This is a genomic window from Amaricoccus sp. W119 (assembly GCF_047275745.1).
GTDB lineage: Bacteria > Pseudomonadota > Alphaproteobacteria > Rhodobacterales > Rhodobacteraceae > Amaricoccus.
Genome location: NZ_JBKQWU010000034.1, coordinates 1 through 24,445 on the forward strand (window position 1 = coordinate 1; position 24,445 = coordinate 24,445).

The 24,445-nt window shown below is 69.7% G+C and carries 19 protein-coding genes and 1 tRNA gene; 15 read left to right on the forward strand and 5 right to left on the reverse strand.

Going from position 1 to position 24,445, the window contains the following annotated elements:
• Positions 1-141: 141 nt before the first annotated feature.
• Entirely contained in the window at positions 142-2,190 is a 2,049-nt protein-coding gene (locus ACLJK8_RS15275) for a 3'-5' exonuclease (RefSeq protein ID WP_413151207.1), read from the forward strand.
• Positions 2,191-2,498: 308 nt separating this feature from the next.
• Here the strand turns inward: ACLJK8_RS15275 and ACLJK8_RS15280 are convergent.
• The 3 genes from ACLJK8_RS15280 to ACLJK8_RS15290 form a co-directional block, all read right to left on the reverse strand.
• Positions 2,499-2,588: transfer RNA gene (locus ACLJK8_RS15280), tRNA-Ser, on the reverse strand.
• A gap of 130 nt (positions 2,589-2,718) precedes the next feature.
• Complete coding sequence (locus ACLJK8_RS15285) at positions 2,719-3,915, reverse strand: LysR family transcriptional regulator (protein WP_413151208.1); 1,197 nt, start codon at positions 3,913-3,915, stop codon at positions 2,719-2,721.
• Between the two features lie 24 nt (positions 3,916-3,939).
• Positions 3,940-4,821, reverse strand: a complete 882-nt coding sequence (locus ACLJK8_RS15290; RefSeq protein WP_413151209.1) for a DUF1932 domain-containing protein — start codon at positions 4,819-4,821, stop codon at positions 3,940-3,942.
• Between the two features lie 170 nt (positions 4,822-4,991).
• On the opposite strand from ACLJK8_RS15290, the gene ACLJK8_RS15295 reads away from it, so the two are divergent.
• From ACLJK8_RS15295 to ACLJK8_RS15320, 6 genes are all read left to right on the forward strand, one after another.
• Positions 4,992-5,750 carry a PIG-L deacetylase family protein gene (locus ACLJK8_RS15295; protein ID WP_413151210.1) on the forward strand — a complete coding sequence of 253 codons (759 nt, stop codon included), beginning with the start codon at positions 4,992-4,994 and terminating at the stop codon, positions 5,748-5,750.
• A gap of 44 nt (positions 5,751-5,794) precedes the next feature.
• On the forward strand, positions 5,795-7,483 hold the full coding sequence (locus tag ACLJK8_RS15300) for a subtype B tannase (protein WP_413151211.1): 1,689 nt from the start codon (positions 5,795-5,797) through the stop codon (positions 7,481-7,483).
• A gap of 62 nt (positions 7,484-7,545) precedes the next feature.
• The gene (locus tag ACLJK8_RS15305) at positions 7,546-8,526 is read left to right on the forward strand and encodes a VOC family protein (RefSeq protein WP_413151212.1); all 981 of its coding nucleotides are present in this window, start codon (positions 7,546-7,548) and stop codon (positions 8,524-8,526) included.
• Between the two features lie 56 nt (positions 8,527-8,582).
• Positions 8,583-9,254 (forward strand): 4-carboxy-4-hydroxy-2-oxoadipate aldolase/oxaloacetate decarboxylase, encoded by a 672-nt coding sequence (locus ACLJK8_RS15310; protein WP_413151213.1) that lies wholly within the window; start codon positions 8,583-8,585, stop codon positions 9,252-9,254.
• Entirely contained in the window at positions 9,247-10,320 is a 1,074-nt protein-coding gene (locus ACLJK8_RS15315) for a 4-oxalomesaconate tautomerase (RefSeq protein WP_413151214.1), read from the forward strand. The genes ACLJK8_RS15310 and ACLJK8_RS15315 overlap by 8 nt, the downstream gene beginning before the upstream one ends.
• Positions 10,321-10,491: 171 nt before the next feature.
• Complete coding sequence (locus ACLJK8_RS15320; protein ID WP_413151215.1) at positions 10,492-12,324, forward strand: monovalent cation:proton antiporter-2 (CPA2) family protein; 1,833 nt, start codon at positions 10,492-10,494, stop codon at positions 12,322-12,324.
• 37 nt (positions 12,325-12,361) lie between these two features.
• On the opposite strand, the gene truA is transcribed toward ACLJK8_RS15320, so the two are convergent.
• On the reverse strand, positions 12,362-13,129 hold the full coding sequence (gene truA, locus ACLJK8_RS15325; protein WP_413151216.1) for a tRNA pseudouridine(38-40) synthase TruA: 768 nt from the start codon (positions 13,127-13,129) through the stop codon (positions 12,362-12,364).
• A gap of 178 nt (positions 13,130-13,307) precedes the next feature.
• Here truA and ACLJK8_RS15330 point away from each other — a divergent pair, with 178 nt between their 5' ends.
• From ACLJK8_RS15330 to ACLJK8_RS15345, 4 genes are all read left to right on the forward strand, one after another.
• On the forward strand, positions 13,308-14,717 hold the full coding sequence (locus tag ACLJK8_RS15330) for a YcjX family protein (protein ID WP_413151217.1): 1,410 nt from the start codon (positions 13,308-13,310) through the stop codon (positions 14,715-14,717).
• Positions 14,714-15,790 (forward strand): YcjF family protein, encoded by a 1,077-nt coding sequence (locus ACLJK8_RS15335; protein ID WP_413151218.1) that lies wholly within the window; start codon positions 14,714-14,716, stop codon positions 15,788-15,790. The genes ACLJK8_RS15330 and ACLJK8_RS15335 overlap by 4 nt, the downstream gene beginning before the upstream one ends.
• 156 nt (positions 15,791-15,946) lie before the next feature.
• Positions 15,947-18,874: an isoleucine--tRNA ligase gene (ileS, locus tag ACLJK8_RS15340; RefSeq protein ID WP_413151219.1), complete on the forward strand. Its 2,928-nt coding sequence runs from the start codon at positions 15,947-15,949 to the stop codon at positions 18,872-18,874.
• A gap of 2 nt (positions 18,875-18,876) precedes the next feature.
• Positions 18,877-19,734 (forward strand): hypothetical protein, encoded by an 858-nt coding sequence (locus ACLJK8_RS15345; RefSeq protein ID WP_413151220.1) that lies wholly within the window; start codon positions 18,877-18,879, stop codon positions 19,732-19,734.
• Between the two features lie 6 nt (positions 19,735-19,740).
• Here the strand turns inward: ACLJK8_RS15345 and ACLJK8_RS15350 are convergent, their stop codons facing one another.
• Positions 19,741-20,472 (reverse strand): CDP-alcohol phosphatidyltransferase family protein, encoded by a 732-nt coding sequence (locus ACLJK8_RS15350; protein WP_413151221.1) that lies wholly within the window; start codon positions 20,470-20,472, stop codon positions 19,741-19,743.
• A 192-nt stretch (positions 20,473-20,664) separates the two neighbouring features.
• Here ACLJK8_RS15350 and ACLJK8_RS15355 point away from each other — a divergent pair, with 192 nt between their 5' ends.
• From ACLJK8_RS15355 to ACLJK8_RS15370, 4 genes are read left to right on the forward strand one after another with little or no spacing between them, the layout of a single operon-like run.
• A complete protein-coding gene (locus ACLJK8_RS15355; protein WP_413151222.1) occupies positions 20,665-21,480 on the forward strand; it encodes a transporter substrate-binding domain-containing protein in 816 nt (271 codons plus the stop codon).
• Positions 21,481-21,506: 26 nt separating this feature from the next.
• Complete coding sequence (locus ACLJK8_RS15360) at positions 21,507-22,355, forward strand: amino acid ABC transporter permease (RefSeq protein WP_413151223.1); 849 nt, start codon at positions 21,507-21,509, stop codon at positions 22,353-22,355.
• A complete protein-coding gene (locus ACLJK8_RS15365) occupies positions 22,345-23,331 on the forward strand; it encodes a bifunctional enoyl-CoA hydratase/phosphate acetyltransferase (RefSeq protein WP_413151238.1) in 987 nt (328 codons plus the stop codon). Before ACLJK8_RS15360 ends, ACLJK8_RS15365 begins: the two co-directional genes overlap by 11 nt.
• Positions 23,328-24,440 carry an acetate/propionate family kinase gene (locus ACLJK8_RS15370; protein ID WP_413151224.1) on the forward strand — a complete coding sequence of 371 codons (1,113 nt, stop codon included), beginning with the start codon at positions 23,328-23,330 and terminating at the stop codon, positions 24,438-24,440. The genes ACLJK8_RS15365 and ACLJK8_RS15370 overlap by 4 nt, the downstream gene beginning before the upstream one ends.
• Positions 24,441-24,445 lie beyond the last annotated feature (5 nt).

Sequence of the window (24,445 nt, forward strand, 5' to 3'; positions counted from 1 at the left end):
GCGGTCAATCAGTTCGCCATCATGTTCGAGGATCGCTTCAAGCCCATCCAGGGCTGAACGCGGTCAGGCTGGGACCGGACCGGCGGCCAGATACACAGAGCTTCTGACACTCCCTATCCCGAGGAAACGTAGGCTGGCTTGATGACCCTCCGCATCGCCGACACCTTCACCGCCGCGCTCACGCGCCTAACCGCGCAGGAGCAGGCGGCGGCGAAGCAGGCCGCCTTCGATCTCCAGGTCGATCCCAGCGCGCCGGGCCTCTCGCTCCACCGCGTCGACCGCTCGCGCGACCGGGACTTCTGGACCGCCCGCGTGACCCGCGACCTCCGGATCGTGCTGCACAGGCGCGGCCCCGACACGCTGCTCGCCTGGGTCGGCCATCACGACGACGCCTATGACTGGGCCGAGCGGCGGCGGCTCGAGGTCCATCCCACCACCGGCGCCGCGCAGCTGGTCGAGGTCCGGGAGCGGGTCGAGGAGATCCGCGTGCACGCCACGCCGTCCACCCCCGCCGCCGTCCCGCCGCCCGCGCTCTTCGCCCGGACGCCCGAGGAGACGCTGCTGCGCTGCGGCGTCCCCCCGGACTGGCTCGCCGACGTCCGGGCGGCGACCGACGACACGCTCTTCGACCTGACGGACCACCTGCCGGCCGAGGCCATGGAGGCGCTCCTGAACCTCGCGGTCGGCATCGAGCCCGGCACCCCAGCGCCGCCCACCGACCCCTTCGCCCATCCCGACGCGCAGCGCCGCTTCCGGCTGCTGGTGGACGAGGAGGAGCTCCGCCGCGCGCTTGACGCGCCCTGGGAGCGGTGGACCATCTTCCTCCATCCCGCGCAGCGCGAATTCGTCGCCCGCGACTTCGCAGGCCCCGCGCGCGTCACGGGCAGCGCGGGCACGGGCAAGACCGTGGTGGCGCTCCACCGGGCCGTGCGCCTTGCCCGCGACGATCCCTCGGCCCGCGTCCTGCTCACCACCTACAACGCGCTCCTCGCCGAGGGCCTGCGCCGCAAGCTCGCGCTGCTCGGCGCGCCGCCAAACCTCACGGCGAGCGATCTCCGCGCCGTCGCGCTGGCCGAGCACGAGCGCCTGCTCGGCCCGGTCCGGATGGCGACCGAGGCCGAGGTCCACGAGGTCCTGGCGAGCGCCGCCGAGAGCCAGCCGGTGGACCCGGGCTTCCTGCGCGACGAGTGGCGCCTGGTCGTCGATGCCCGCGACGTGCGCGACCCGGCCATCTACCGCGACCTGCCCCGCCACGGCCGCAAGACGCGCCTCACCGGGGACCGCCGCGAGGCGCTCTGGGCCATCTTCGACCGGGTCAGGGGCCTGCTCGCCGAGCGCGGCCTGAAGACCTACGCCGGCGCCCTGCACGACACGGCGCACGCGCTCGCCGATGCCAGCGCGCCGCCCTTCGACCACATCATCGTGGACGAGGCGCAGGACCTGAGCCTCGCCGAACTCCGCTTTCTGCGCGCGGCCTGCGCGCGCGAGGCCAATGGCCTCTTCTTCGCCGGCGACATTGGCCAGCGCATCTTCCGCCCTGCTTTCGCCTGGTCCGCCGAGGGCGTGGAGATTCGGGGGCGCTCGCGCAGCCTCAAGGTCAACTACCGCACCTCGCACCAGATCCGCCGCCGGTCCGACCACCTGCTCCCCGCCCGCCTTCTGGAGCTCAACGGCGGCGAGGAGGACCGGACCGGGGTCCAGTCGGTCTTCGAGGGACCCTCGCCGTCCATCCAGGCCTTCCGGAGCGCGGCGGAGGAGGCCTCGGCGGTGGCGCGCTGGATCGGGGAGGCCATCGACGCGGGCATCGCGCCGGAGGAGATCGGCGTCCTTGTCCGATCGCTGGACGAACTCGACCGGGCGCTGGAGGCCACGCGGCTGGCCGGGCGGCCCGGCGAAAAGCTCGTCGGCCGCGCCGCGCCCGCCCCGGGCCTGATCGCGCTGGCGCCCATGCATCTCGCGAAGGGTCTCGAGTTCCGCGCGGTCGCCGTCATGGCCTGCGACGCCGGCGTCATCCCGTCCGAGGCGCGGCTCCTGGAGGCGAACGACGAGCGGGCGCTGGAGGAAGTCTATGCGACCGAGCGCCACCTCCTCTACGTCGCCTGCACCCGCGCCCGGGAGCGCCTGATGGTGTCAGGGGTGACGCCGGTGTCGGAATACCTGGAGGACCTGCTCGACGAAGGGCCCGCCTGACCAGCCGCTTGGGGTTGGAGCGCGCGCTTGGAGACTGGGTCCGCAGCTGGGGACTTCAATGTACTGGCCTTTCTTGGCGCTGATGGGATGAAGGCGTGGTCTGCTGCGCGAGACGCCAGTACTCTGGACGCGCCGGAGCCTGTGATCAAATGGTTCGACCGGCGAACCAGATCAGATCGATCTCAAGCGGCCCGAGTCATATCAAGGTCAACGGGAAAGTCAGCCAAATCCCGCAGGGGGAATAATTGGGGGAAGTGAAAACTGCTGCGCCGAATTTGATATTCAAATCAATTGATTATTGATGGGTATGGCGGAGAGACAGGGATTCGAACCCTGGGTGGGGTCACCCCCACAACGGTTTTCGAGACCGCCCCGTTCGACCACTCCGGCATCTCTCCACGCGGGGTGCACGGATAAGCATCTTGTCGGGGGACCGCAAGAGATATCTTCGCGGCCGCGCGCCTCGCGTTGAATGGAGCCGAGGGCGAGGTCCCCGACACGAGGAGGCGCCGCGGACCCCGCATTGCATCAACCGCGAGTTGCCGGACGTCCTACCGCCTCTCGGCTATGGGTTTCGGGACGGAGCAGGTCGAGGAAGTCGCGCTGAGCCCGGGTCGGGAGCCAGTCCGCGCGCAGCGTCAGGCCGATCGGCCGCGCGGTGCCCGGCATCGCGAACGGAAGGATCGTCATCGCCCCGCGCCCGGCCTCGACCAGCGCCTGGAGCCGGGAGGCGCAGCCGAGGTGGTCGCTCGATCCGAGGAGCTCGCGCATCAGGATCACCGAGCCGGATTCCACGATGCTCGCCGGTGCCGGCCCGCCTTCGAAGAGCCGGTCGAAATGACGCCGGGTCGGCGTCTCGGACCGCGCGACGATCCAGGGGTAGCGGGCGAGTTCCGCCGTCGTGATCGCGGTGGCGGCGGCGAGCGGGTGGTCCCGGCCGGCAACGAGGACGAGATCGTCGCGGAAGAGCTCGCGCTGCTCGACATCCGCGACCGGCGCGGGATCGCGCAGCGCGCCGATCAGCATGTCGATCTCGCCGCGCCTCAGGCCGGTGAGGAGCTCGTCGTAGGGGCCGTCGTGGATCAGGATCGGCAGCGTCGGGCGGACCCGGCGAAAGCGCGCGATCGCCCGGGGAAGCACGCTGGAGCGCGAGAGCGGCATGGCGCCGACGACGATCCGGCCGACCTCCCTGCCCCCGAGCTCGGCGAGGTCGGCCGCCGCCTGATCGAGTTCCGCGAAGGCGAGCCGGGCGGCCCGCGCGAGCGCCCGCGCGGGACGGGTGGCGAGCATGCCCCGGGGCGAACGCTCGAAGAGCGACCGCCCCGCCTCGTGCTCGATCTGGGTCACGGCGCGGTGCACGGTCGGTTGGGCGATGCCGAGCCGGCGGGCGGCGAGGGTCGAGTTCTCGGTCTCGCGCAATGCGATCAGCGCCTCGAGCTGCGAGGCGGTCGCGGTCAGCCGGAGCCGCGGCGCCACGGCGTCGAGCGCGGGATCGAGCAGGGCGAAGGCGCGCCGGACGCGATGGGCCAGCGCCGCGCCCGCCTCGGTCGGGAACAGGCCCCGGGGCGTACGGTCGAAGAGTCGGGCCTCCGCCGCGCGTTCGAGCTTGGCGACGGCCTGGGTCACCGCCGGCTGCGAGACGAGGCCGATCTCGGCGGCCCTGGTGATCGAGCCGTGATCGGCCACGGCGAGAAAGACGCGCAGGTGGCGGAGGTTGGGTTTCATGGGGTCGAACTTCACCGGCTTCCGTCAACCGCGCGCCACGAGCACGTGGTCGGCGCGCGTCCCGAAATCATCCTCGCCGCCCGGGAGTTTCAGCCCGCCGATCTCGTCCTGCCAGAGCGCGGTCGCCGCGGCCAGCCGATCCGGCATTCCGAGATCGCGCAGGGTCGCGGCCACCTCGCGCATCTCCGCGGCGCGCCGGATGCCGTGGACCATCATGCGCTCGAGATTATAGGCCGCCCGCGCCTCCCAGCCGGATGCGGGATCGGAGGCATCGAGCGAGGCGAGCACCGCGCCATCCACCCCCGCCTTCCGCGCCGCGAGCAGGCATTCCGCCGTCAGCGCCTCGATGCCCTTCACCATGACCGAGCGCAGCATCTTGATCGTCGAGGCATGCCCCACCCTCTCCCCCGCGATCCCGGGTTTCATGCCCAGCGCCCGAAGCCGGTCCGCCGCCTCCGGGGCCGCCGGGCCCGCCAGAAGGACCGCGGTCAGATGCCGCTTCGGATAGACCGGCGCCATGATCGCCATGTCCACATAGCGCCCGCCCGCGGCTTCGATCTCGGCCGCGGCCGCGCGTTTCGTTTCCGGCGCGCAGGAATTGCCATCGATCCAGAGCGCGCCGGCGGGCAGATGCCGCGCACCCGCCCGAGCCGCCGCCAGCGCCTGATCCGCCGTGACGAGGCAGAGCGCGACATCGGTTGCGTCCAGCGCACCGGCGAGGTCGGGACCACCGGCGAGCCCGGCGGCGGCGCGGCGGCTCGCCATCGCGGCCGACTCCGCCGGGTCGAGCGACTTGATGTCGAAGGCCCGGACACGGCCGGTTCCGCCAAGCCCCCAGCCGGAGAGGAACGCTCCCGCCGCCTCGCCAAAGCCGATAAACGTGATGCGCGTAGCGTCCCCGGCCATTCGCCTGTCTCCATCCTGACTGTTTCCTGGGTCGAACTCTGCCCGCGTCACGGGCGCCTGCCAAGTCGCGATAGCCAGAACTTATGGAACCGGACATGGTTCCAATTTGGTTTCCAACCGGATTGGCGCGACATAACCGGAAACCGAACACGCAGCCGGAGGAAGCCCGAATGGCCGATGACAAGACCGCCCCCAACTCAGCGCCGAAGACCGCTCTCGTGATCAGCGCCCATGCCGCCGACTTCGTCTGGCGCTGCGGCGGCGCGATCGCGCTGCATGCCTCCAGGGGCTATCGGGTGACGGTGCTCTGCCTGTCCTTCGGCGAGCGCGGCGAGAGCGCGAAGCTCTGGCGCGAGCCGGGCATGACGCTCGAACAGGTGAAGGCGGCGCGGCGCGCGGAATCCGAGAAGGCGGCGGAGGCCCTCGGGGTGCATGATCTCATCTGCCTCGATCTCGGCGACTATCCGCTGCATCTGACGCAGGACGACAAGTATCGGGTGGTCGATGTCATCCGGGCGGTGCAGCCTTCCTTCATGCTCAGCCACTCGGCCTACGACCCCTACAACACCGACCACATGTATGCGACGCAGATCGCGCTCGAGACCCGGATGATCGCCCAGGCCTGGGGTCACAATCCCGGACAGAAGGTGCTGGGCTCACCGCAGCTCTATCTCTTCGAGCCGCACCAGACCGAGCAGATGGGCTGGAAGCCCGACACCTTCCTCGACGTCACCCCCGTCTGGGACAGGAAGCGCGCCGCGATCGAATGCATGGCGGGTCAGGAACACCTCTGGGAATACTACACCCGCGTCGCCGAGAACCGCGCCAACCACTTCATGCGCAATTCGGGTGGCCAGTCCGGCGGGCGCAAGGCGAAATACGCCGAGGGGTTCCAGTCCGTCTTCCCCCGCACCGTCGACGAACTCTGAGGCCCGCCCGGGCCGGCCATCCCCGCGCAAGGAAGCATGCGATCATGAGCCATTCGATCAGGACCACCAGCGGCGCCGCCGCGCTGCTCGCCTCGGCCGCGCTCCTGCCCACGGCGGTGTCGGCGGCTGGCGCCTTCGACGCGGAGCTGGCCTTCGACCCGACCGGCCACGAGACGATGACCGTCCGGCTCGACGGCGAAGAGGTCGAGGTCCGGCGCTACGAGATCGTCTATGCCGGCAAGCCGGTCGAGATGGCGGCGGTCCAACCGTCCCGCGGCGTTCCGCCGAACGGCGCGCCGGATAGCGGCGAGGGCCGGCCGCTCGCTGATCCGCTCTCGATGCAGAAGATGATCGTCTACGTGCCAGAGGCGGCCTACGAGAGCGAGGACGCCGCGATCATCCTGCATGTCGACAACAGCGGCTGGTTCGCGAGCCCGGTCAGCGAACGGCTCGAGGCGGGCGCCGATTATTCCTCCTCCAGCGACGACGATCCCTACGGCCGCGCGCTCGCCGAAGGCTATGTCATCGTCTCCGCCGGCACCCGGAGCCGGAGCGCGCTGGCGGCGGACGGGAACTACCGCGGCAAGGCGCCCGCGCCGGTCGTCGATGCCAAGGCGGCGATCCGCTACCTGCGGCTCAACGACGCCGCGATGCCCGGCTCCGCCGAGCGCATCGTGATCACCGGCATCTCGGGCGGGGGCGCGCTCTCGGCCGCGGTCGCCGCGAGCGGGAACAGCCCGGACTACTACCCGCTCCTCGCCGAGATCGGCGCCGCCGGGATCGACGCCGAGGGCGGGAGCACGCTCGCCGACGATGTCTTCGCGACCATCGCCTATTGCCCGATCACCGACCTCGGCCATGCCGACGCGGCCTATGAGTGGCAGTTCAACGCGGTCCGTGACGAGGCCAACACGACGCAGGGGATGTATCCGGAGACGGCGCGCGGGGGTTCGGCGAAGCTCGCCGCGGAATACGGGCCCTATCTCGAAACGCTGGGTCTGCTCCTTCCCGATGGCCGGAGGCTCAACGGCGAGACGATGCGCGACGCGATCGTCGCGGCGATCGTGGCGGAGACCGAGGACGTGCTGGCCGAGGGGGGCGAAGTTCCGGCCATCGGCGCGGATTTCACCCTCGTCGGCCGCGACGGCTCGACGACGGCGTTGCCGAACGACTGGCTGACCGTCGAGAACGGCGCGGTCGATGTGGATTACGAGGCGTTCCTGCGTTTCGTCGCCTCGGCGACGCCGCTCAAGATCGTGCCCGCCTTCGATGCGACGGCCAATACCGGCAACGAGGGGCTCAGGGGCGAGAATTCGCTCTTCGGCGGCGCGGATCTGCCTTACGCCAATTTCACCCGGTATGGCTGGGACGGCAACGAGGTCGCGGGCGACGGCTCGGGGCCGGACGATACCGGCATGATCTGGGACGAACTGGTCGCCTCGGAGGCGCCGGCGATCCCGGAGCAGATCCGGATGCTCAACCCCCTCGCCTATCTCGGCACCGAGGCCGACAGCGCGCCGCACTGGTACATCCGGCACGGCATGGTCGATCGCGACACCGCCTTCGCGGTCGGGATCGCGCTCCATCACGCGGTCATGGCCGACCCCTCGGTCGGGGACGTCAGTTTCGAGCTGGCGTGGCTTCGGCCGCACATGGGGAACTACGACGTGCGCGAAGCCTACGACTGGCTCGCCCGGGCCCTGGAAAGCCGGGCGGACGGGGCCGGCGAATAGGCCCGAAGGCCGCCCGCGCCGCCGCCCGGACCCGGAACAACCGAAACGACAAGGAAGAAATCATGGCCCAGCCGACCAATCCCAGCATGGACCTCGCCCATCTCGGCCATGTCGAGATGCTGACCGACCGCTTCGACGAGAGCCTCGACTTCTTCACCCGCGTCTACGGGCTTAAGCTCTCGGCGATCGAGGGCGACAGCGCCTATCTGCGCGCCTGGGACGACTATGAGTTCCATTCGCTGAAGCTCACGAAGGCCGAGACGACCGGCGTCGGCCATATCGGCTACCGCGCCGCGAGCCCGGAGGCGCTGGAGCGGCGGGTGAAGGCGATCGAGGCCTCCGGCTACAGGACGCACGGCTGGGTGGACGGCGATCTCGGTCACGGCCGCGCCTTCCGCTTCGAGGACCCGTTCGGGCACGTCTTCGAGATCTATTATGACACCGTCTGGTACGAGGCCCGGGACGAAGCCGAGCGCGCCGCGCTCAAGAACACCGCCTCCGCCTTCTCCGGCGCCGCGCCGCGCCGGATCGACCACCTGAACCTGCTCTCCTCCGACGTGACCGAGTTCCGCCGCTTCATGGAGACCTGCCTCGGATCGCGGGTGACCGAGCTGATCCAGCTCGACAACGGCCGGATCGGCGGCTGCTGGTTCACGGTCAACAACAAGACCTATGACCTCGCCTGCACCGAGGAGCATGGCGGTGGCCCCATTGTCTCGGGCGGGGGACGGCTGCACCACGTCACCTACGCCACCGACCAGCGCGAGGACATCCTGCGCGCCGCCGACATCTTCCTCCAGAACGGCGTGCATATCGAGACCGGGCCGCACAAGCACGCGGTGCAGGGGACGTTCTTCCTCTATGTCTGGGAGCCCGCCGGCAATCGTGTAGAGCTTGCCAACGCCGGGGCCCGGCTGATTCTCGCGCCCGACTGGGAGCCCGTGGTCTGGACGCAGGACGACCGCAAGAAGGGGCAGGCCTGGGGGCTCAAGACCATCGAGTCCTTCCACACCCACGGCACACCGCCTGTGAAAGCCCCGTAGGGTGGGTGAATCACCCACCCTACCCCTCCATCACCTCTCAGTCCGGGAGCGCCCCCATGCCCGTCGTCGTGCAGAACATCGCCCGCGCCGATGAGGCCGTCATCGACGGTCTCGCGAAACACGGCGTCGCCACCGTCCATGAGGCGCAGGGGCGGCGCGGCTGCCTCGCCGCCTACATGCGCCCGATCTACGCCGGCGCCCGCGTCGCCGGCTCGGCCGTCACCATCTCGGCGCCGCCGGGCGACAACTGGATGGTGCATGTCGCGATCGAGCAGTTGAGGGAAGGTGACATCCTCGTCCTCGCCCCGACCAGCCCCTGCGACAACGGCTATTTCGGCGACCTGCTCGCCACCTCGGCCCTGGCGCGCGGCTGTCGCGGCCTCGTCATCGACGCGGGCGTGCGCGACGTGCGCGACCTGACGGAGATGGGCTTCCCGGTCTGGTCGAAGGCCGTCTCCGCGCAGGGCACGGTCAAGGAGACGCTGGGCTCGGTCAATGTCCCCGTCGTCTGCGCCGGCGCGGCGATCGAGGCGGGCGACGTCATCATCGCCGATGACGACGGCGTCGTCGTGGTGAAGCGCGCGGAAGCCGCCGATGTCCTCGCCGCCGCCGAGAAGCGCACCGGGAACGAGGAGGCGAAACGCCAGAAGCTCGCATCGGGCGTGCTCGGCCTTGACCTCTACGACATGCGCCCGCGCCTCGCCGAGAAGGGCCTGAAATATGTCTGACGCGGAGCGGGACGGCGTTCCCTGCCTCTGGATGCGCGGCGGCACGTCGAAAGGGGCGTATTTCCTCAGCCAGGACCTGCCCGCCGATCCGGGCGCGCGCGACGCGCTGCTGCTACGGATCATGGGCTCGCCCGATCCGCGGCAGATCGACGGCATTGGCGGCGCCGACCCGCTGACCTCCAAGGTGGCGGTGCTGTCGCCCTCGAGCCGGGCCGACGCCGATGTCGATTACCTGTTCCTGCAGGTCTTCGTCGACCGGCCCGTCGTCACCGACGCTCAGCCCTGCGGCAACATCCTCGCGGGCGTCGGCCCCGCCGCCATCGAGCGCGGCCTCGTGCCGGTGGCTGGCGGAACGACTCCCGTCCGCATCCACATGCTCAACACCGGCGAGGTCGCGACGGCGAAGGTCGAGACCCCGGACGGCCGCGTGACCTACGCGGGCGAGACCGCCATCGACGGCGTGCCCGGCACAGCCGCCGCGATACCGCTCATGTTCGAGAACATCGCGGGCTCCATGACCGGCGCGCTCCTGCCCACCGGCAACGCGGTGGACATGATCGGCGGCGTCGCCTGCACGCTCATCGACAACGGCATGCCCTGCGTCGTCCTCGCAGCCGCCGACCTGGGCATCACCGGCGCCGAGACCCGTGAGGAGCTCGAAGCCAACGCCGGCCTCAAGGCGCGGCTGGAGGCGATCCGCCTCGAAGCGGGTCCCCTGATGAACCTCGGCGACGTGACGGAGAAGTCGGTCCCGAAGATGACGCTGGTCTCCGCCCCCGGGGCCGGCGGCGTCATCGCGACGCGCAGCTTCATCCCGCACCGGGTCCATGCCTCGATCGGCGTCCTCGCCGCCGTCACCGCCGCCACCGCCTGCCTCCAGAAGGGCGGCCCGGCCGCCGCGCTGGCATCGCTCCCCGGGGATGGACGCTTCCTCGTCGAACATCCGACCGGCGCGGCCGAGGTCTTCCTCGACCTCGCCCCCGACGGGACGCTCCGGGGCGCGGGCACGGTCCGGACCGCCCGCAAGCTCCTCGACGGCCGCGTCTTTCCGGGCCCTCGCCGCTGAGCCGCGCGGCGGGCATCGCCCGGGCGGGTCCGAATTGTCGCATCCGGGGCTTCTTCTTTCCGGGGCGCGGTGGCACAGTCGGCCACCGCCAGAGGTCGGCGGCGAGGGAAAGCGGAGGCATGATGCGCGGCAATTCACTCAACCGCGAAGCGCGCGCGGGAATCTGAGCCCATGGCAGAAGAAACAGGTCAAGCCGCGGAGGCGGCCTCCCACGCCGCCGAGGCGGCCGCGCATGGCGTCGACATATTTCCGATCATCATCCTGCTCGCCGCCGCGGTGATCGCGGTCCCGCTCTTCAAGCGCGTGGGACTTGGCTCCGTGCTGGGCTACCTCGCCGCGGGCCTCGTGATCGGCCCGTTCGGCATCGGCCTCTTCGACGACCCGGAGACCATCATCCAGGTGGCGGAACTCGGCGTCGTCATGTTCCTCTTCATCATCGGCCTCGAGATGCAGCCGTCGCGGCTCTGGTCGATGCGGGGCGAGATCTTCGGGATTGGTCTCACGCAGGTCGGGCTCTGCATGCTGATGCTCTGGACCGTCGGCCTGTCGCTCGGCTATTCGGTCGAGGCATCGCTGATTTCCGGCACCGGATTCGTCCTCACCTCGACGGCGATCGTGATGCAGATGCTGCGGGAGCGTCGCCAGCTCAACCAGCCGCCGGGGCGGCGCATCGTCTCGATCCTGCTGCTCGAAGACCTCGCCATCGTGCCTCTGCTCGCGATGGTCGCCTTTCTCGCCCCGGGTGGCGAGGAGACGACGCTCGGCGCCCGGCTCGTCTCGGTCCTGATCGGTCTCGCCGCGATCGGCGGGCTGATCATCGCAGGCCGTTACCTGCTCGATCCCCTGTTCCGGCTTCTCGCCCGCGCGGACGCGCGCGAGGTCATGACGGCGGCGGCGCTTCTCGTCGTGCTGGGCGCGGCCTATGCGATGCAGCTCGCTGGCCTCTCGATGGCGATGGGCGCGTTCCTCGCGGGCGTCCTGCTCTCCGAATCGACCTTCCGGCACCAGCTGGAAGCGGATGTCGAACCCTTCCGCGGCCTGCTTCTCGGGCTCTTCTTCCTCGGCGTCGGCATGGCCCTCAACCTCGGCATAATCGCCGACAACCTCGGGCTGATCGCGATCTCGGTCGTCGGTTTCATGGTGCTGAAGCTGATCGGCATCTATGTCGTGGCCCGGCTTTACCGCGCCTCCCATCCGGAAGCGGTGGAACGAGCCGTCCTGATGGCCCAGGGCGGCGAATTCGCCTTCGTCCTCTACGCGACGGCGACCTCCGCCGGAATCCTCGGACCGACCGAGAACGCGCTCCTGACGGCGATCATCATCATCTCGATGGCACTCACGCCGCTCATGATCATCCTGCACGACCGCTACGCGCCGAAGCGCGAGGCCGCGGAGTCGATGGAAGGGGTCGAGGTCGCGGACGGGCTGACCGGATCGGTGCTCCTGATCGGCTTCGGCCGCTTCGGCCAGATCGCGAGCCAGCCGCTGCTCAACCAGGGCGTGGAGGTCTCGATCATCGAGACCGATACCGAGATGATCCAGGCGGCCGAGACCTTCGGGTTGAAGGTCTACTACGGCGACGGCTGCCGGCTCGACATTCTCCATGCCGCCGGCGCGGCCGAGGCGCAGCTCATCATCTACGCCGCCGACGACCGCGAAGGCGCGATCAAGGTCACCGAACTGGTGCGCGCGGAATTTCCGATGACGCCGGTCCTCGTGCGGTCCTTCGACCGCGAGCATGCGATCGAGGTCGCGCACGCGGGCGCGGACTGGCAGGTCCGGGAACTGTTCTACTCCGCGCTTCAGGCCGGCGGGGAAGCGCTGCGGCGGCTCGGCTTCGACGAGGATACGGTGGCCGACTCGGTGGCCGACTGCGAACGCCGCGATGCCGAGCGGACCCAGACGGAACTCGTCGGCGGCCTCTACGCCGGCGCCGGATACGTTCGCGGCAACATGCCGGGCCGCGGGTCGGACAACACGCCGGGGGACGCGGACCCCGCCTGAATGGGACGGGCCTGAGCCGGACGGAGCGCCGCCCGCCTCAACCGAAGAGCGGCGCCGGGTAGGCAACCTCGACGAGCGACAGCCCGTCGGGCGGGCAGACCGGGCCGCAGGCGCTCCGGTCGCGCGTCGCGAGCGCCTCGGCGACCCGTTCCGGTCGCCAGGCGCCGGTTCCGACGCGCTCCAGCGTACCGACGATGCCACGCACCTGATTGTGCAGGAACGAGCGGGCGCGGAGATGGAACCGGACCTCGCGCCCGCCGGGATAGGGCAGATCCTCGATCGCGATCTCGTCCAGCGTCCGGACCGGGCTCGCCGCCTGGCAGATCGAGGAGCGGAAGGTCGTGAAATCATGCCGCCCTACGAGATGCGCCGCCGCCTCCCGCATCGCCGCCACGTCGAGCGGATGGTTGACGCGCCAGGCAAAGCCCCGGTCCTCGGTCAGTGGCGCGCGGCGCGCGATGAGGCGGAAACGGTAGCGCCGCTCTATCGCGTCGAACCGCGCGTGGAACGCGGGCGGCACCTCGGCCACCGCCGTCACCGCGACGGGGTTGGGCCGCAGATGCGCGTTCAGCGCCTCTGAGAGCCGGAACGCGTCCCAGGCCCGGGGCAGGTCGATATGCGCCACCTGCCCCAGCGCGTGCACGCCCGCGTCGGTGCGCCCCGCCCCGAAGACCGCCGCGCCGCCGGGCGAAATCCGGCCGACCGCCGCCTCCAGCGCGCCCTGCACGCTCGGCTGGTCGGCCTGACGCTGCCAGCCCGCGAAGGGACGGCCGTCGTATTCGATCCTGAGGGCGTAGCGTGGCATGGGCCGCCCCTACCCCGCGCCGCCCGTGTTGCCAAGCCCGCCCTGCCAGGGCGACCGCCAGCCTCGGCCCCCCGGGCGGCCGGATGCCGCGAGCCCGCCCGGCTTGCCGCGGGCTGGCGGAGACACTACGTCTCAAGGCCTGACCCAGCAGCCGAAGGACGCGCCGGTGCTTTCCCGAATGACCAGCAGCATCGCGCGGACCATCGACGACGCGGTCACCGAGACCGCGGCCCTCTTCCTCGATCCGGTGATCCGGCTTGGCGTGACCGGGCTCAGCCGCGCGGGCAAGACGGTCTTCATCACCTCGCTCGTCGCCAATCTCCTGAACCGGGGCCGGATGCCGCAGCTCAAGGCCGAGGCGGAAGGGCGGATCATCGCTGCCTATCTCCAGCCGCAGCCGGACCATTCGATCGCGCGCTTCGCCTATGAGGATCATCTCGCGGCGCTCATGGGGCCGGAGCCGCGCTGGCCGGAAAGCACACGCTCGATCTCGACGCTCCGGCTCTCACTCAAGGTGAAGCCCTCGGGGTTCCTGACCGGGCTGACCGGACCCAAGACGGTGCATCTCGACATCGTCGATTACCCCGGGGAATGGCTGCTCGACCTGCCGCTGATGGAGCAGGACTACGAGACCTGGTCGGCGGCGGCGCTCAATATCGCCCGCGGACCGGGCCGGGTCGAATTCGCCGCGCCCTGGCTCGCGCTCCTCGACGAGACCGACCCGGCGGCGCCGCTCGACGAGATCAAGGCGCGCGATCTCGCGGCGCGGTTCACCGAATACCTCGCCGCCTCGCGCGCCTCGGGCCTTTCGAGCGTGGCGCCCGGGCGCTTCCTGATGCCGGGCGATCTCGAAGGCTCGCCCGCGCTGACCTTCTCGCCACTGCCGAAGCCCGAGAAGGCGCGGTCCGGTACGCTCTGGCGGACCTTCGCGACGCGCTACGAGGCCTACAAGCGGCTGGTCGTCGGGCCGTTCTTCCGCAACCATTTCGCCCGGCTCGACCGCCAGATCGTGCTCATAGACGCGCTCGGCGCGATCCATGACGGGCCGCGCGCGCTCGAGGATCTGCGAACCGCGATGGCGGAGATCCTGACGGCCTTCCGGCCCGGCCAGAGTTCCTGGCTCGCGCCGCTGCTCGGCCGGCGCATCGACCGCATTCTCTTCGCGGCGACCAAGGCCGACTACCTGCACCACGACCAGCACGGCGCCCTGACCGCGATCACCGAGGCGCTGGTCTCGGAGGCGCGGTCGCGCGCGCGGTTCAAGGGCGCCGAGACCGGGGCGATGTCGATCGCGAGCGTCCGCGCGACGGTCGAGCAGACGGTCAACCGCGACGGCCGCGAGATCGGCGTGGTGCGGGGCCGGCGCGCCGACACGGGCGTCGAGGCCGCGCTCTTTCCCGGCCGGCTGCCGAGCGAACCGGGGCAGCTGCTCGCCCCCGCGCGCTCCGGGGCGGAGGAATGGCTCGACGCGGCCTATAGCGTCACGCGGTTCGCGCCGCCGGTCCTGATGCTTGGACCGAACGAGGCGCCGCCCCATATCCGTCTTGACCGCGCCGCGGAATTCCTGATCGGAGATTATCTCGCATGAGCACCGCGGATTCCCGCAGGCCAGATTCCCACGATCCTCAGTCCGCCAAGTCCGAGAACCGGGGCGACGCGCCCTTCGTCCTCGACAGCGACGATCTTCCCGCCCCGGCGGTGCTGAGCCCCGCCGACGCGCCGCCTCCGCCCGAGGACCAGCCCTCCGGCGAGGCGATGATGCGGATGGCGCGGATGGCGACCCGGGCCAAGGGTTCCTTCTGGGGCCGATGGTTCTGGGGTCTCTTCTCGGCCCTCGTGACGCTCGTCGTCTCGATCGCCGCCTATGACTACGTGGACCGCCTGCTCGAGCGGAACCAGACGCTCGGGCGGGTCGTGATGGTGGTGCTGGTCGCCCTCGTCCTCGTGGTGATCGTCCAGATCTTCCGCGAGATCTGGGCCTTCCGCAAGCTCGGCCGCATCGACGCCTTCCGCGCGGATGCCGAGGCCGCGCTCCGCGTCGCCGACCGCGCGCGGGCCGCGGATCTCTCGCACCGGCTGCAGCGTTTCTACGCCGGCCGGCCGGAGATGGCCTGGACGCGCGACGAGCTTGAACGAAAGCGCGCCGACGTGCTCGACGCCGACGCGGTGCTGGCACTGACCGAGCGCGCGCTCTTCACGCCGCTCGATGCCGAGGCGCGTTCGGAGATCGAGGCGGCGAGCCGCACGGTCGCGGCGGCGACCGCGATGATCCCGCTCGCGATGATGGATGTGCTGGCGGCGCTCTCGGCCAATATCCGCATGATCCGCCGCATCGCCGAGATCTACGGCGCGCATTCCGGCTTCTTCGGCTCCTGGCGCCTGCTCGGAACCGTCGCCACGCATCTCGTCGCCACCGGCGCGGTCGCCGCGGGCGACGATCTCCTGCACACCGCGGTCGGCGGCACGATGCTCGGGCGCCTGTCGCGCCGCTTCGGCGAAGGCATCGTCAACGGCGCGCTTACCGCGCGGGTCGGCGTCGCCGCGATGGAGGTCTGCCGCCCGCTGCCCTTCTCGGCCCTGCCCCGGCCCAAGGTCTCGAACCTGATCGGCCGCTCGCTGACCGGGTTGTTCCAGACCGGGGACGGGCAAAAACCCGATTGAAGCCGGTCCGGCGCTTCTCTATAGCCGAAGCATGTTCAGGCATCTCGCGCGGCGCATCCGAATTACCGGCCCGGCGCTCTGAAGTTCTCAGGGCCGCCGGACCGCGCGTCGACCCGCGCCTTGCCTTCTCCCTTGCCCGATGACGGATTCGCCCCGATGTGCGCCGATACGCCCGAAATGACACCCGACCTGACCGCGGAGCCCGACTACAAGGACACGCTGTTCCTGCCCCGCACCGCCTTTCCGATGCGCGCGGGCCTGCCGCAGCGCGAGCCCGGCTGGCTCGGGCGCTGGGAGCGGATCGGGATCTACGACCGGCTGCGGGAGAAGACGGGACGGGAGCCCTTCATCCTGCACGACGGGCCGCCCTACGCCAACGGGCATCTCCATATCGGCCACGCGCTCAACAAGACGATCAAGGACATGGTGGTGCGCTCGCACCAGATGATGGGCCATGACGCGCGCTACGTTCCCGGCTGGGACTGCCACGGCCTGCCGATCGAATGGAAGATCGAGGAGCAGTACCGCGCCAAGGGGCTCGACAAGGACGAGGTCGACATCATCGCCTTCCGCCAGGAATGCCGGAAGTTCGCCGAGGAATGGGTGGCGATCCAGCGCGACGAGTTCAAGCGGCTCGGCGTGATCGGGAACTGGGAAAACCCCTATCTCACCATGGCCTTCCACGCCGAGGCGGTGATCGCGAACGAATTCATGAAGTTCCTGATGAACGGCGCGCTCTATCGCGGCTCCAAGCCGGTGATGTGGTCGCCGGTGGAAAAGACCGCGCTCGCCGAGGCGGAGGTCGAGTATCACGACCACACGAGCCACACGATCTGGGTTCCCTTCCCGATCACGGATGGCGCGCAGGACGATCTCGCCGGCGCGCATGTCGTGATCTGGACGACGACGCCCTGGACCATCCCGCAGAACCGCGCCGTCGCCTACAGCCCCGAGATCGCCTATTCGCTCTATGCCGTGACCGAGGCGGCGGAGAACGCGCAGGCGAAGCCGGGCGACAAGGTGATCCTCGCCGAGACACTGGCCGAGGAGGTGTTCCGCGCCGCGAAAGTGACGGCGTTCGAGCCTTTGCGCGCGGTGACGGCGGCGGAACTTGGCGCGCTCACCCTCGCCCATCCCTTCCGCGGCATCGAGAGCGGCGCGGCGGAATGGGATTATGACGTGCCGATGCTCGTGGGCGAGCATGTCACCGACGACGCGGGCACAGGCTTCGTTCATACCGCGCCGAGCCACGGCGACGACGACTTCCAGCTTGGCCTGAAGCACGGCCTGCCGATGACCTACAACGTCGAGCCGGACGGCAGCTACCGAGCCGACCTGCCGCTCTTCGGCGGGCAGGCGATCATCACCCCGGATGGCGCCGAGGGTCCGGCGAATGTGAGCATCATCAAGGCGCTGCATTCCGTGGGCGCGCTCTTCGCCAAGGGCAAGGTCAAGCACTCCTACCCGCATTCCTGGCGTTCCAAGGCGCCGCTCATCTTCCGCAACACGCCGCAGTGGTTCGCGGCCATCGACAAGCCGCTCGAAGACGGGCTCGGGAACCACGGCGCCACGATCCGCGAGCGGGCGCTGGCCTCGATCGAGAATCTGGTGACCTTCACGCCGATCTCGGGACGCAACCGGCTGCATTCGATGATGCAGACGAGGCCCGACTGGGTGCTGTCGCGCCAGCGCGCCTGGGGCGTGCCGCTCACCTGTTTCGTCAGGAAGGGCGCGAAGCCCGAGGACGCGGGCTTCCTGCTGCGCGATCCGGTGGTGAACGACCGGATCACCCGCGCCTTCGAGGCCGAAGGCGCCGATGTCTGGTACCGGCCGGGCTTCAAGTCCGAGATCCTCGCCGGGCTCCACGATCCGGAGCATTACGATCAGGTCTTCGACGTGCTGGACGTCTGGTTCGATTCCGGGTCCACCCATGCCTTTGTGCTGCGCGATCGCGCGGACGGGGTGCCGGACGGCATCGCGGATGTCTATCTCGAAGGCACCGACCAGCATCGCGGCTGGTTCCATTCCTCGATGCTCCAGGGCTGCGGCACGATCGGCCGCGCGCCCTACCGCAACGTGGTGACGCACGGGTTCACGCTGGACGAAAAGGGCATGAAGATGTCCAAATCGCTCGGCAATACCGTGGCGCCCGAGGATGTGGTCAAGCAGTACGGCGCCGACATCCTGCGGCTCTGGGTCGCACAGGCCGATTATACCGCCGACCAGCGGATCGGGCCGGAGATCCTGAAGGGCACCGCCGACAGCTACCGGCGGCTTCGCAACACGCTCCGCTTCCTGCTCGGCAGTCTCGCCGATTTCGACGAGAGCGAGCGCGTCGTGCCCGCCGAGATGCCGGAACTGGAGCGCTGGGTGCTGCACCGGCTCGCCGAGCTCGATGGCGCGGTGCGCGACGGCTATGCGCGGTTCGACTTCCAGCGGGTGTTCCAGCAGCTCTTCCAGTTCTGCACGGTCGATCTCTCGTCCTTCTATTTCGACATCCGCAAGGACGCGCTCTATTGCGACGCGGCCGATGACCCCCGGCGGCGGGCGGCGCGGACGGTGATGGATCTCCTGTTCCACCGGCTCGTCACCTGGCTCGCGCCGATCCTGCCCTTCACGATGGAGGAAGTCTGGCTCGACCGCTTCCCCTCGGAGACGGATTCGGTGCATCTTCAGGACTTCCCGCATGCCGATGGCGAATGGTTCGACCCCGCGCTCGCGCAGCGCTGGGAGACGATCCGCCGCGTCCGTCGCGTCGTGACCGGCGCGCTCGAAGTGGAACGGCGCGAGAAGCGCATCGGCGCGAGCCTCGAAGCCGCGCCCGTGGTCCATGTCGCCGACGCCGAGGTCGCGGCTCTCCTCGGCTCGGTGCCCTTCGACGAGCTCTGCATCACCTCGGGCATCCGGATCGAGGCGGGCGAAGCTCCGCCTGGCGCCTTCGCGCTCGACGACACGCCCGGAGTCGCGGTGGTGCCCGCGCCGGCGCCGGGTGAGAAATGCGCGCGCTGCTGGCGCATATTGCCGGATGTCGGGACGCATCCCCATCCCGCCACCTGCGCCCGCTGCGACGAGGCTTTGGTCTGAGCATGGCGGTTCACCCGGTCGACGGCAGGATGGTCGTGCTCCACATCGGCTTGCCGAAGACCGGGACGACCTTCCTGCAGCATCAGGTCTTCGCACGCGCGCCGGAACTCGCCTTCGCGCATCGGCGCGTCACGCCGGAACACGAGCGCCTCTGCTTCGACCTCCGCCGCTACGCGCGCTTCCCGGCGCTGGCGGCGCCCTTCCTGCGCCACCGGACCGCCTCCGGCCTGCGGGCGGCGGCGCCGCGCGATCCCGGGACGCTCCTGGTCTCCGACGAGAACATCGGCCTCGACGCGCATTCGCTCTGGCGGGAACGCGGGCCGAGCCCCGAGTCGCTCGCCGCCCGGCTGGTCCCGCTGGCCGAGGCGGTCGCGCCACTCGGCCAGCTTCGCGTGCTGATCGGCATCCGGCGCCAGGATCAGTGGCTCGCCTCGCGCTACGCGGAATCGTCGCGCTATTTCGACACGTTCGGGCAGGTCGATTTCGACCGCCGCATGGCGCGCGCCCACGCGGCGGAGGACCTGACAGGCCCCTGGCGCTGGGCGGATTACGGGCTCGTCGAACGCGCTTTCTCCGAGCGGCTCGGGGCTGAGAACGTGATGCTCCTCTCGCTCGAACATCTCACGGGCCGGCCGATGCGCTCGGTTCGCGCGCTGGGCGCGTTCCTCGGGGGCGTGAACCTGCGGCCGGCGGCGGTGAAGAAGCGGCGCCGGCGCAATGCGCGGGCGCTGCGCGACAATGTCTGGCGCATGCAGAACGGCGCCGAACTGGCACTCACGAGCGATGTCCGGGACATGATCCTCGAGCGGTTCGGCCCGTCCAACGCCGAGCTCGGCGCGCGGGTGGAACTCGGCTTCTGAGGCGGCCTATTCGGCGCTGACCGGACTCTTTCCGGGTTTCCGTTCCGGAACGAGCTGCATGACGATACCGACGAAGAGCAGCCAGACCGAGGTCAGGAGCAGGCCGATCTTCACCGCGTCGCCGGGCGTGAACCGCTCCCAGACCGACCAGGCGGCGAGCGCGGCCCAGATCAGCAGCACCGGCAGGTTCACCTTCCGCCAGCGCACGGTCCGCACCGGATGGATGAATTTCAGCGGCACGAACTGGGCGAAGGCGAGTGTCACCACGATCGCCATCGTGAGCCAGACCGGGGGCGTGAAGACGAGGAACACCAGCACCAGCATCTGCCACGCCGCCGGGAAGCCCACGAAGCAGTTGTCCACCGCCTTCATCCGCACATCGGCGAAGTAGACGACCCCGGTGAGCGCGACCAGCAAGGCCGCGATGAGGCCGTAGGGGCTTGGCAGCAGGTCGGAATAGATGAGCGCGTAGGCCGGGATGAAGACGTAGTTGAGATAGTCGATCACCAGATCGAGAATGGCCCCGTCCCAGTTGCTGGCATTGGTCTTGGTGTCCACCTTGCGGGCGAGGGGCCCATCGATCCCGTCGACGATGAGCGCGACGATGAGCCAGGCGAACATCGCGGCCCAATCGCCCTTCGTCGCCGACACCAGCGCCATGAGCGCCAGCGCGGCGCCGGAGCCGGTCAGCAGATGGACCGAAAAGGCGAGCGCCTTGGTGCGTTGCTGCGTCGTCATCGAATATTCTTAGTTCGACCCCGCATAAAGAACAATCGGCGAAGATCGAAGGTTCGCGGGTCAGAAGGTCGCTGAACGGTTTCCGGGCACCCCCCGGGGGGCTTGCCCGCCCCGCCCGGCTCGCCCATGGTCGGGCCGAACGTCCCGCTCCGCGAGGCCAATCATGCGAGTTCAGCCATGCGAAACGCAACCATGCGACACTTGACCGCGCGAAACACGATCGTGCCCGGCCTGTTCCGCGCGCTGGCGCTCCTGCCGCTGCTCTGGGCCGCGCCGGCCGCGGCGCTTCCCGATCTCGGCGGGCGCGAGATCGTCGTGGTGGCCGAGAACGCCTATCCGCCGCTGCAGTTCATCGAGCCCGGCGCCTCGGAGCCGATCGGCTGGGAGTACGACGCGGTGAACGAGATCGCGAAACGGCTGAACGCGACGATCACCTACGAGACCGCGAGCTGGGACGCGATGATCCCCGCCATCGCCGAGGGACAATACGACATGGGGATGGACGGAATCACCATCCGGGACGACCGCGCCAGGATGGTCGATTTCTCCGCGCCCTACATGCGTTCGGAAATGTTCATGCTGGTGCGCGCGAGCGAGGATCGTTTCGACGATGAGGAGAGCTTCATGGCCTCCCCCGACCTGCTCGTCGGCGCCCAGCCCGGCACGACACCCTTCTATGTCGCGGTCTACGACCTTCTGGACGGCAACGAGGCCAATCCGAGGATACGGCTCTTCGAGACCTTCGGCGCCAGCCTGCAGGCGCTGATCTCCGGCGACGTCGATGTGGTGCTGACCGACGGCACCGCCGGGGAGGGCTATGTCGAGACCAATCCGGACCGTTTCAAGGTCGTCGGCGACGCGCTCGGCGCCGAGGATTTCGGCTTCATCTTCCCGAAGGCCTCGGATCTCGTCGCCCCGGTCAACGAGGCGATCGCCGAGATGAAGGCCGACGGCACGCTGGACGCGCTGAACCGGAAGTGGTTCTTCGAGTACAAGGCCGCGGAATAGCTGGTGGAAGCGGGGAGGCGGAGCGAATGACGCCGCCCGAGGGTACCGGTCCCGACCCGGCCGCGCCGGGGCCGCGCCCTAAGCGCCTTGCCCGCGCGGATTTTCCGTACTGGCTCGTCGCCACCGTCCTGATCGGCGCGATCCTGAGCTGGAACATGCTGAGCGATCCGGTCTATGCCGGCATCCTCGCCGCGCTCACCCGGGGGCTCGGCGTCACCGTCTTCGTCACGCTGACGGCCTTTCTTCTGGCCACCCTCCTAGGGCTCGTCCTCGCCACGGGCGTCCTGTCGCGCCATGTCGCGGCGCGGCAGGTCGCGCGGTTCTACATCGAGATCATGCGCGGCGTGCCGATGCTCGTCCTGCTCTTCTATGTCGCCTTCGTCGGCGCGCCGGCGCTGGTCGCCGGCTGGAACTGGGCCGCGGGCTGGCTCGGCCTGCCGACGCTCATGACGCGCGACGTTTCGCTCATGTGGCGCGCGATCATCGCACTGGCACTCGGCTACGCCGCCTTCATCGCCGAGATCTTCCGCGCCGGCATCCAGTCCGTCGATCCCGGACAGGTCGAGGCGGCGAAGGCGCTCGGCCTCTCGGGATGGCAGCGGTTCCGGCTCGTCGTGCTGCCCCAGGCGATCCGGACCATTCTCCCGCCGCTCGGCAACGATTTCATCGCGCTCATCAAGGACAGCGCGCTCGTCTCGGTGCTCGGCGTCGCCGACATCAGCCAGTTGGGCAAGGTCTATTCCGCGAGTTCCTTCCGCTATTTCGAGACCTACAACGTGGTCGCCTTCCTCTATCTCGCGATGACGATCGGGCTCTCGCTCGCGCTCCGCGGATTCGAGCGCCGGATGCGGCGCCGGGCCCCGGATCGGCGGTGAACCGCCCCCCCCTCTTCACCTCCAGCCACAGCTTCAGAGGCATGACTCAATGAAGGCCACTTACGACGAGTTGATCGACCGCTGCGCCGGTCTCGCCCCGCTCCGGACCGCGGTCGTGCATCCGGTCAAGGACACGGTGATCGAGGCGGTCGGGGAAGCGGTCGAGGAGAAACTGATCGACCCGGTTCTGATCGGCCCGGCCGCGCGCATCACCGCCGCGCTGGCGGAAGCCGGGCTCCCGCCCGACCGTTTCGAGATCGTCGAGACCGCCCACAGCCACGCCGCCGCCGAGAAGGCCGCGGAGATGGCGGCGGCGGGACAGGTCGGCGCGATCATGAAGGGCTCGCTCCATACCGACGAACTCCTCGGCGCGATCGTGAGCTCGCGCTCCGGTCTCCGCACCGAAAAGCGGGTCAGCCACGCCTTCCTGATGCTGACCGAGGATTATCCGCGGCCCTTCATCATCACCGACGCGGCGGTGAACATCGCCCCCGAACTCGCGGAGAAGGCCGATATCGTCGCGAACGCGGTCACGCTCTGGCGGGTGCTCTGGGGGCCCGCCTCGCCGAAGGTCGCGATTCTCGCCGCGGTCGAGACCGTGAGCCCGAAGATGCAGGCGACGCTCGACGCCGCCGCGCTCTGCAAGATGGCCGACCGGGGCCAGATCGCCGACGCCGTGATCGACGGGCCGCTCGCCTTCGACAACGCGGTGAGCGCGGAGGCGGCGCGGGAGAAGGGCATCGCCTCCCCCGTGGCCGGGCAGGCGGACATCCTGCTGGTCCCGGATATCGAATCCGGCAACATGCTGGCGAAACAGCTTGTCTTCATCGGCGGCGCCGACGCGGCCGGGCTCGTGCTCGGCGCGCGGGTGCCGGTCATCCTGACGAGCCGGGCCGATTCGATCCGCGCCCGGCTGCTCTCGACCGCGCTCGCCGTGCTGATGGCGGAGGCCCGCGCCATGGGGCAGGTGAAATGATCCCGACGATCCTGACCCTGAACGCCGGCTCATCGAGCCTCAAGTTCCGCGTCTTCGCCCGCGAGGGTCTGGCGTTGCTCGCCAAGGGCGCGGTCAGCCGGATCGGCGGGGAGGCGGAGCTCAAGGCGGCGCTGACCGGGGCGGAGGAGACACAGCGCGCCCTGCCCGCCCGGGCCGATCACACCGCCGCGCTGGAAGCGGTCATCGACTATATCGACGCCCATGACGACGGCTGGCGCATGGAGGCGGTCGCCCATCGCGTCGTTCACGGCGGGCTCGGCCACACGCGCGCGACGCTGGTGACGCCGGAGGTGATCGCGGAGCTGACCGCGCTCGTCCCCTTCGCGCCGCTGCACCAGCCGCACAATCTCGCGGCGATGGAAGCGTCGCGCCGGCTGGTGGGCGACGTGCCGGATATCGCCTGTTTCGACACCGCCTTTCACACCGGGCGCGATCCGCTCTTCACCCATTTCGCCCTGCCCCGCGAATTTCACGACAAGGGGGTGCGCCGCTACGGGTTCCACGGCCTGTCCTACCAGTGGCTCTCGCATGTGCTGGCGGAGGATCACCCCAACCTCCGCGCCGGGCGCGTGATCGCCGCGCATCTCGGCAATGGCGCGAGTCTCTGCGCGATGCGCGATGGGGTCAGCGTCGATACGACGATGGGCATGACGGCGGTCGATGGCGTGCCGATGGGCACGCGCTCCGGCGCGCTCGATCCCGGCGCGATCCTGCTGCTGCGGCGGAGCTTCGGCATGGAACTCGAGGAGATCGAGGATCTGATCTACAACCGCGCGGGGCTGCTCGGCCTCTCGGGCAGGACCAATGATGTCGCGACGCTCCTGAGGGACGACAGCGCGGAGGCGCGATTCGCGCTCGACTATTTCGCGCTGCGCTGCGCCCAGGCGGCGGCGGGGCTCGCGGTCTCGCTCGGCGGGATCGATGCGATGGTCTTCACCGGCGGGATCGGCGAGAACGCCGCCCCGGTCCGGGCGGCGATCCTGCGCCACATGGCGCATCTCGGCGCCTTCGACGTCATGATCATCGCCGCCAACGAGGAGAAGATGATGGCGATGGAAGCCGTGGCGCTCCTCGGGTCCGGCGCGTGAGAGGT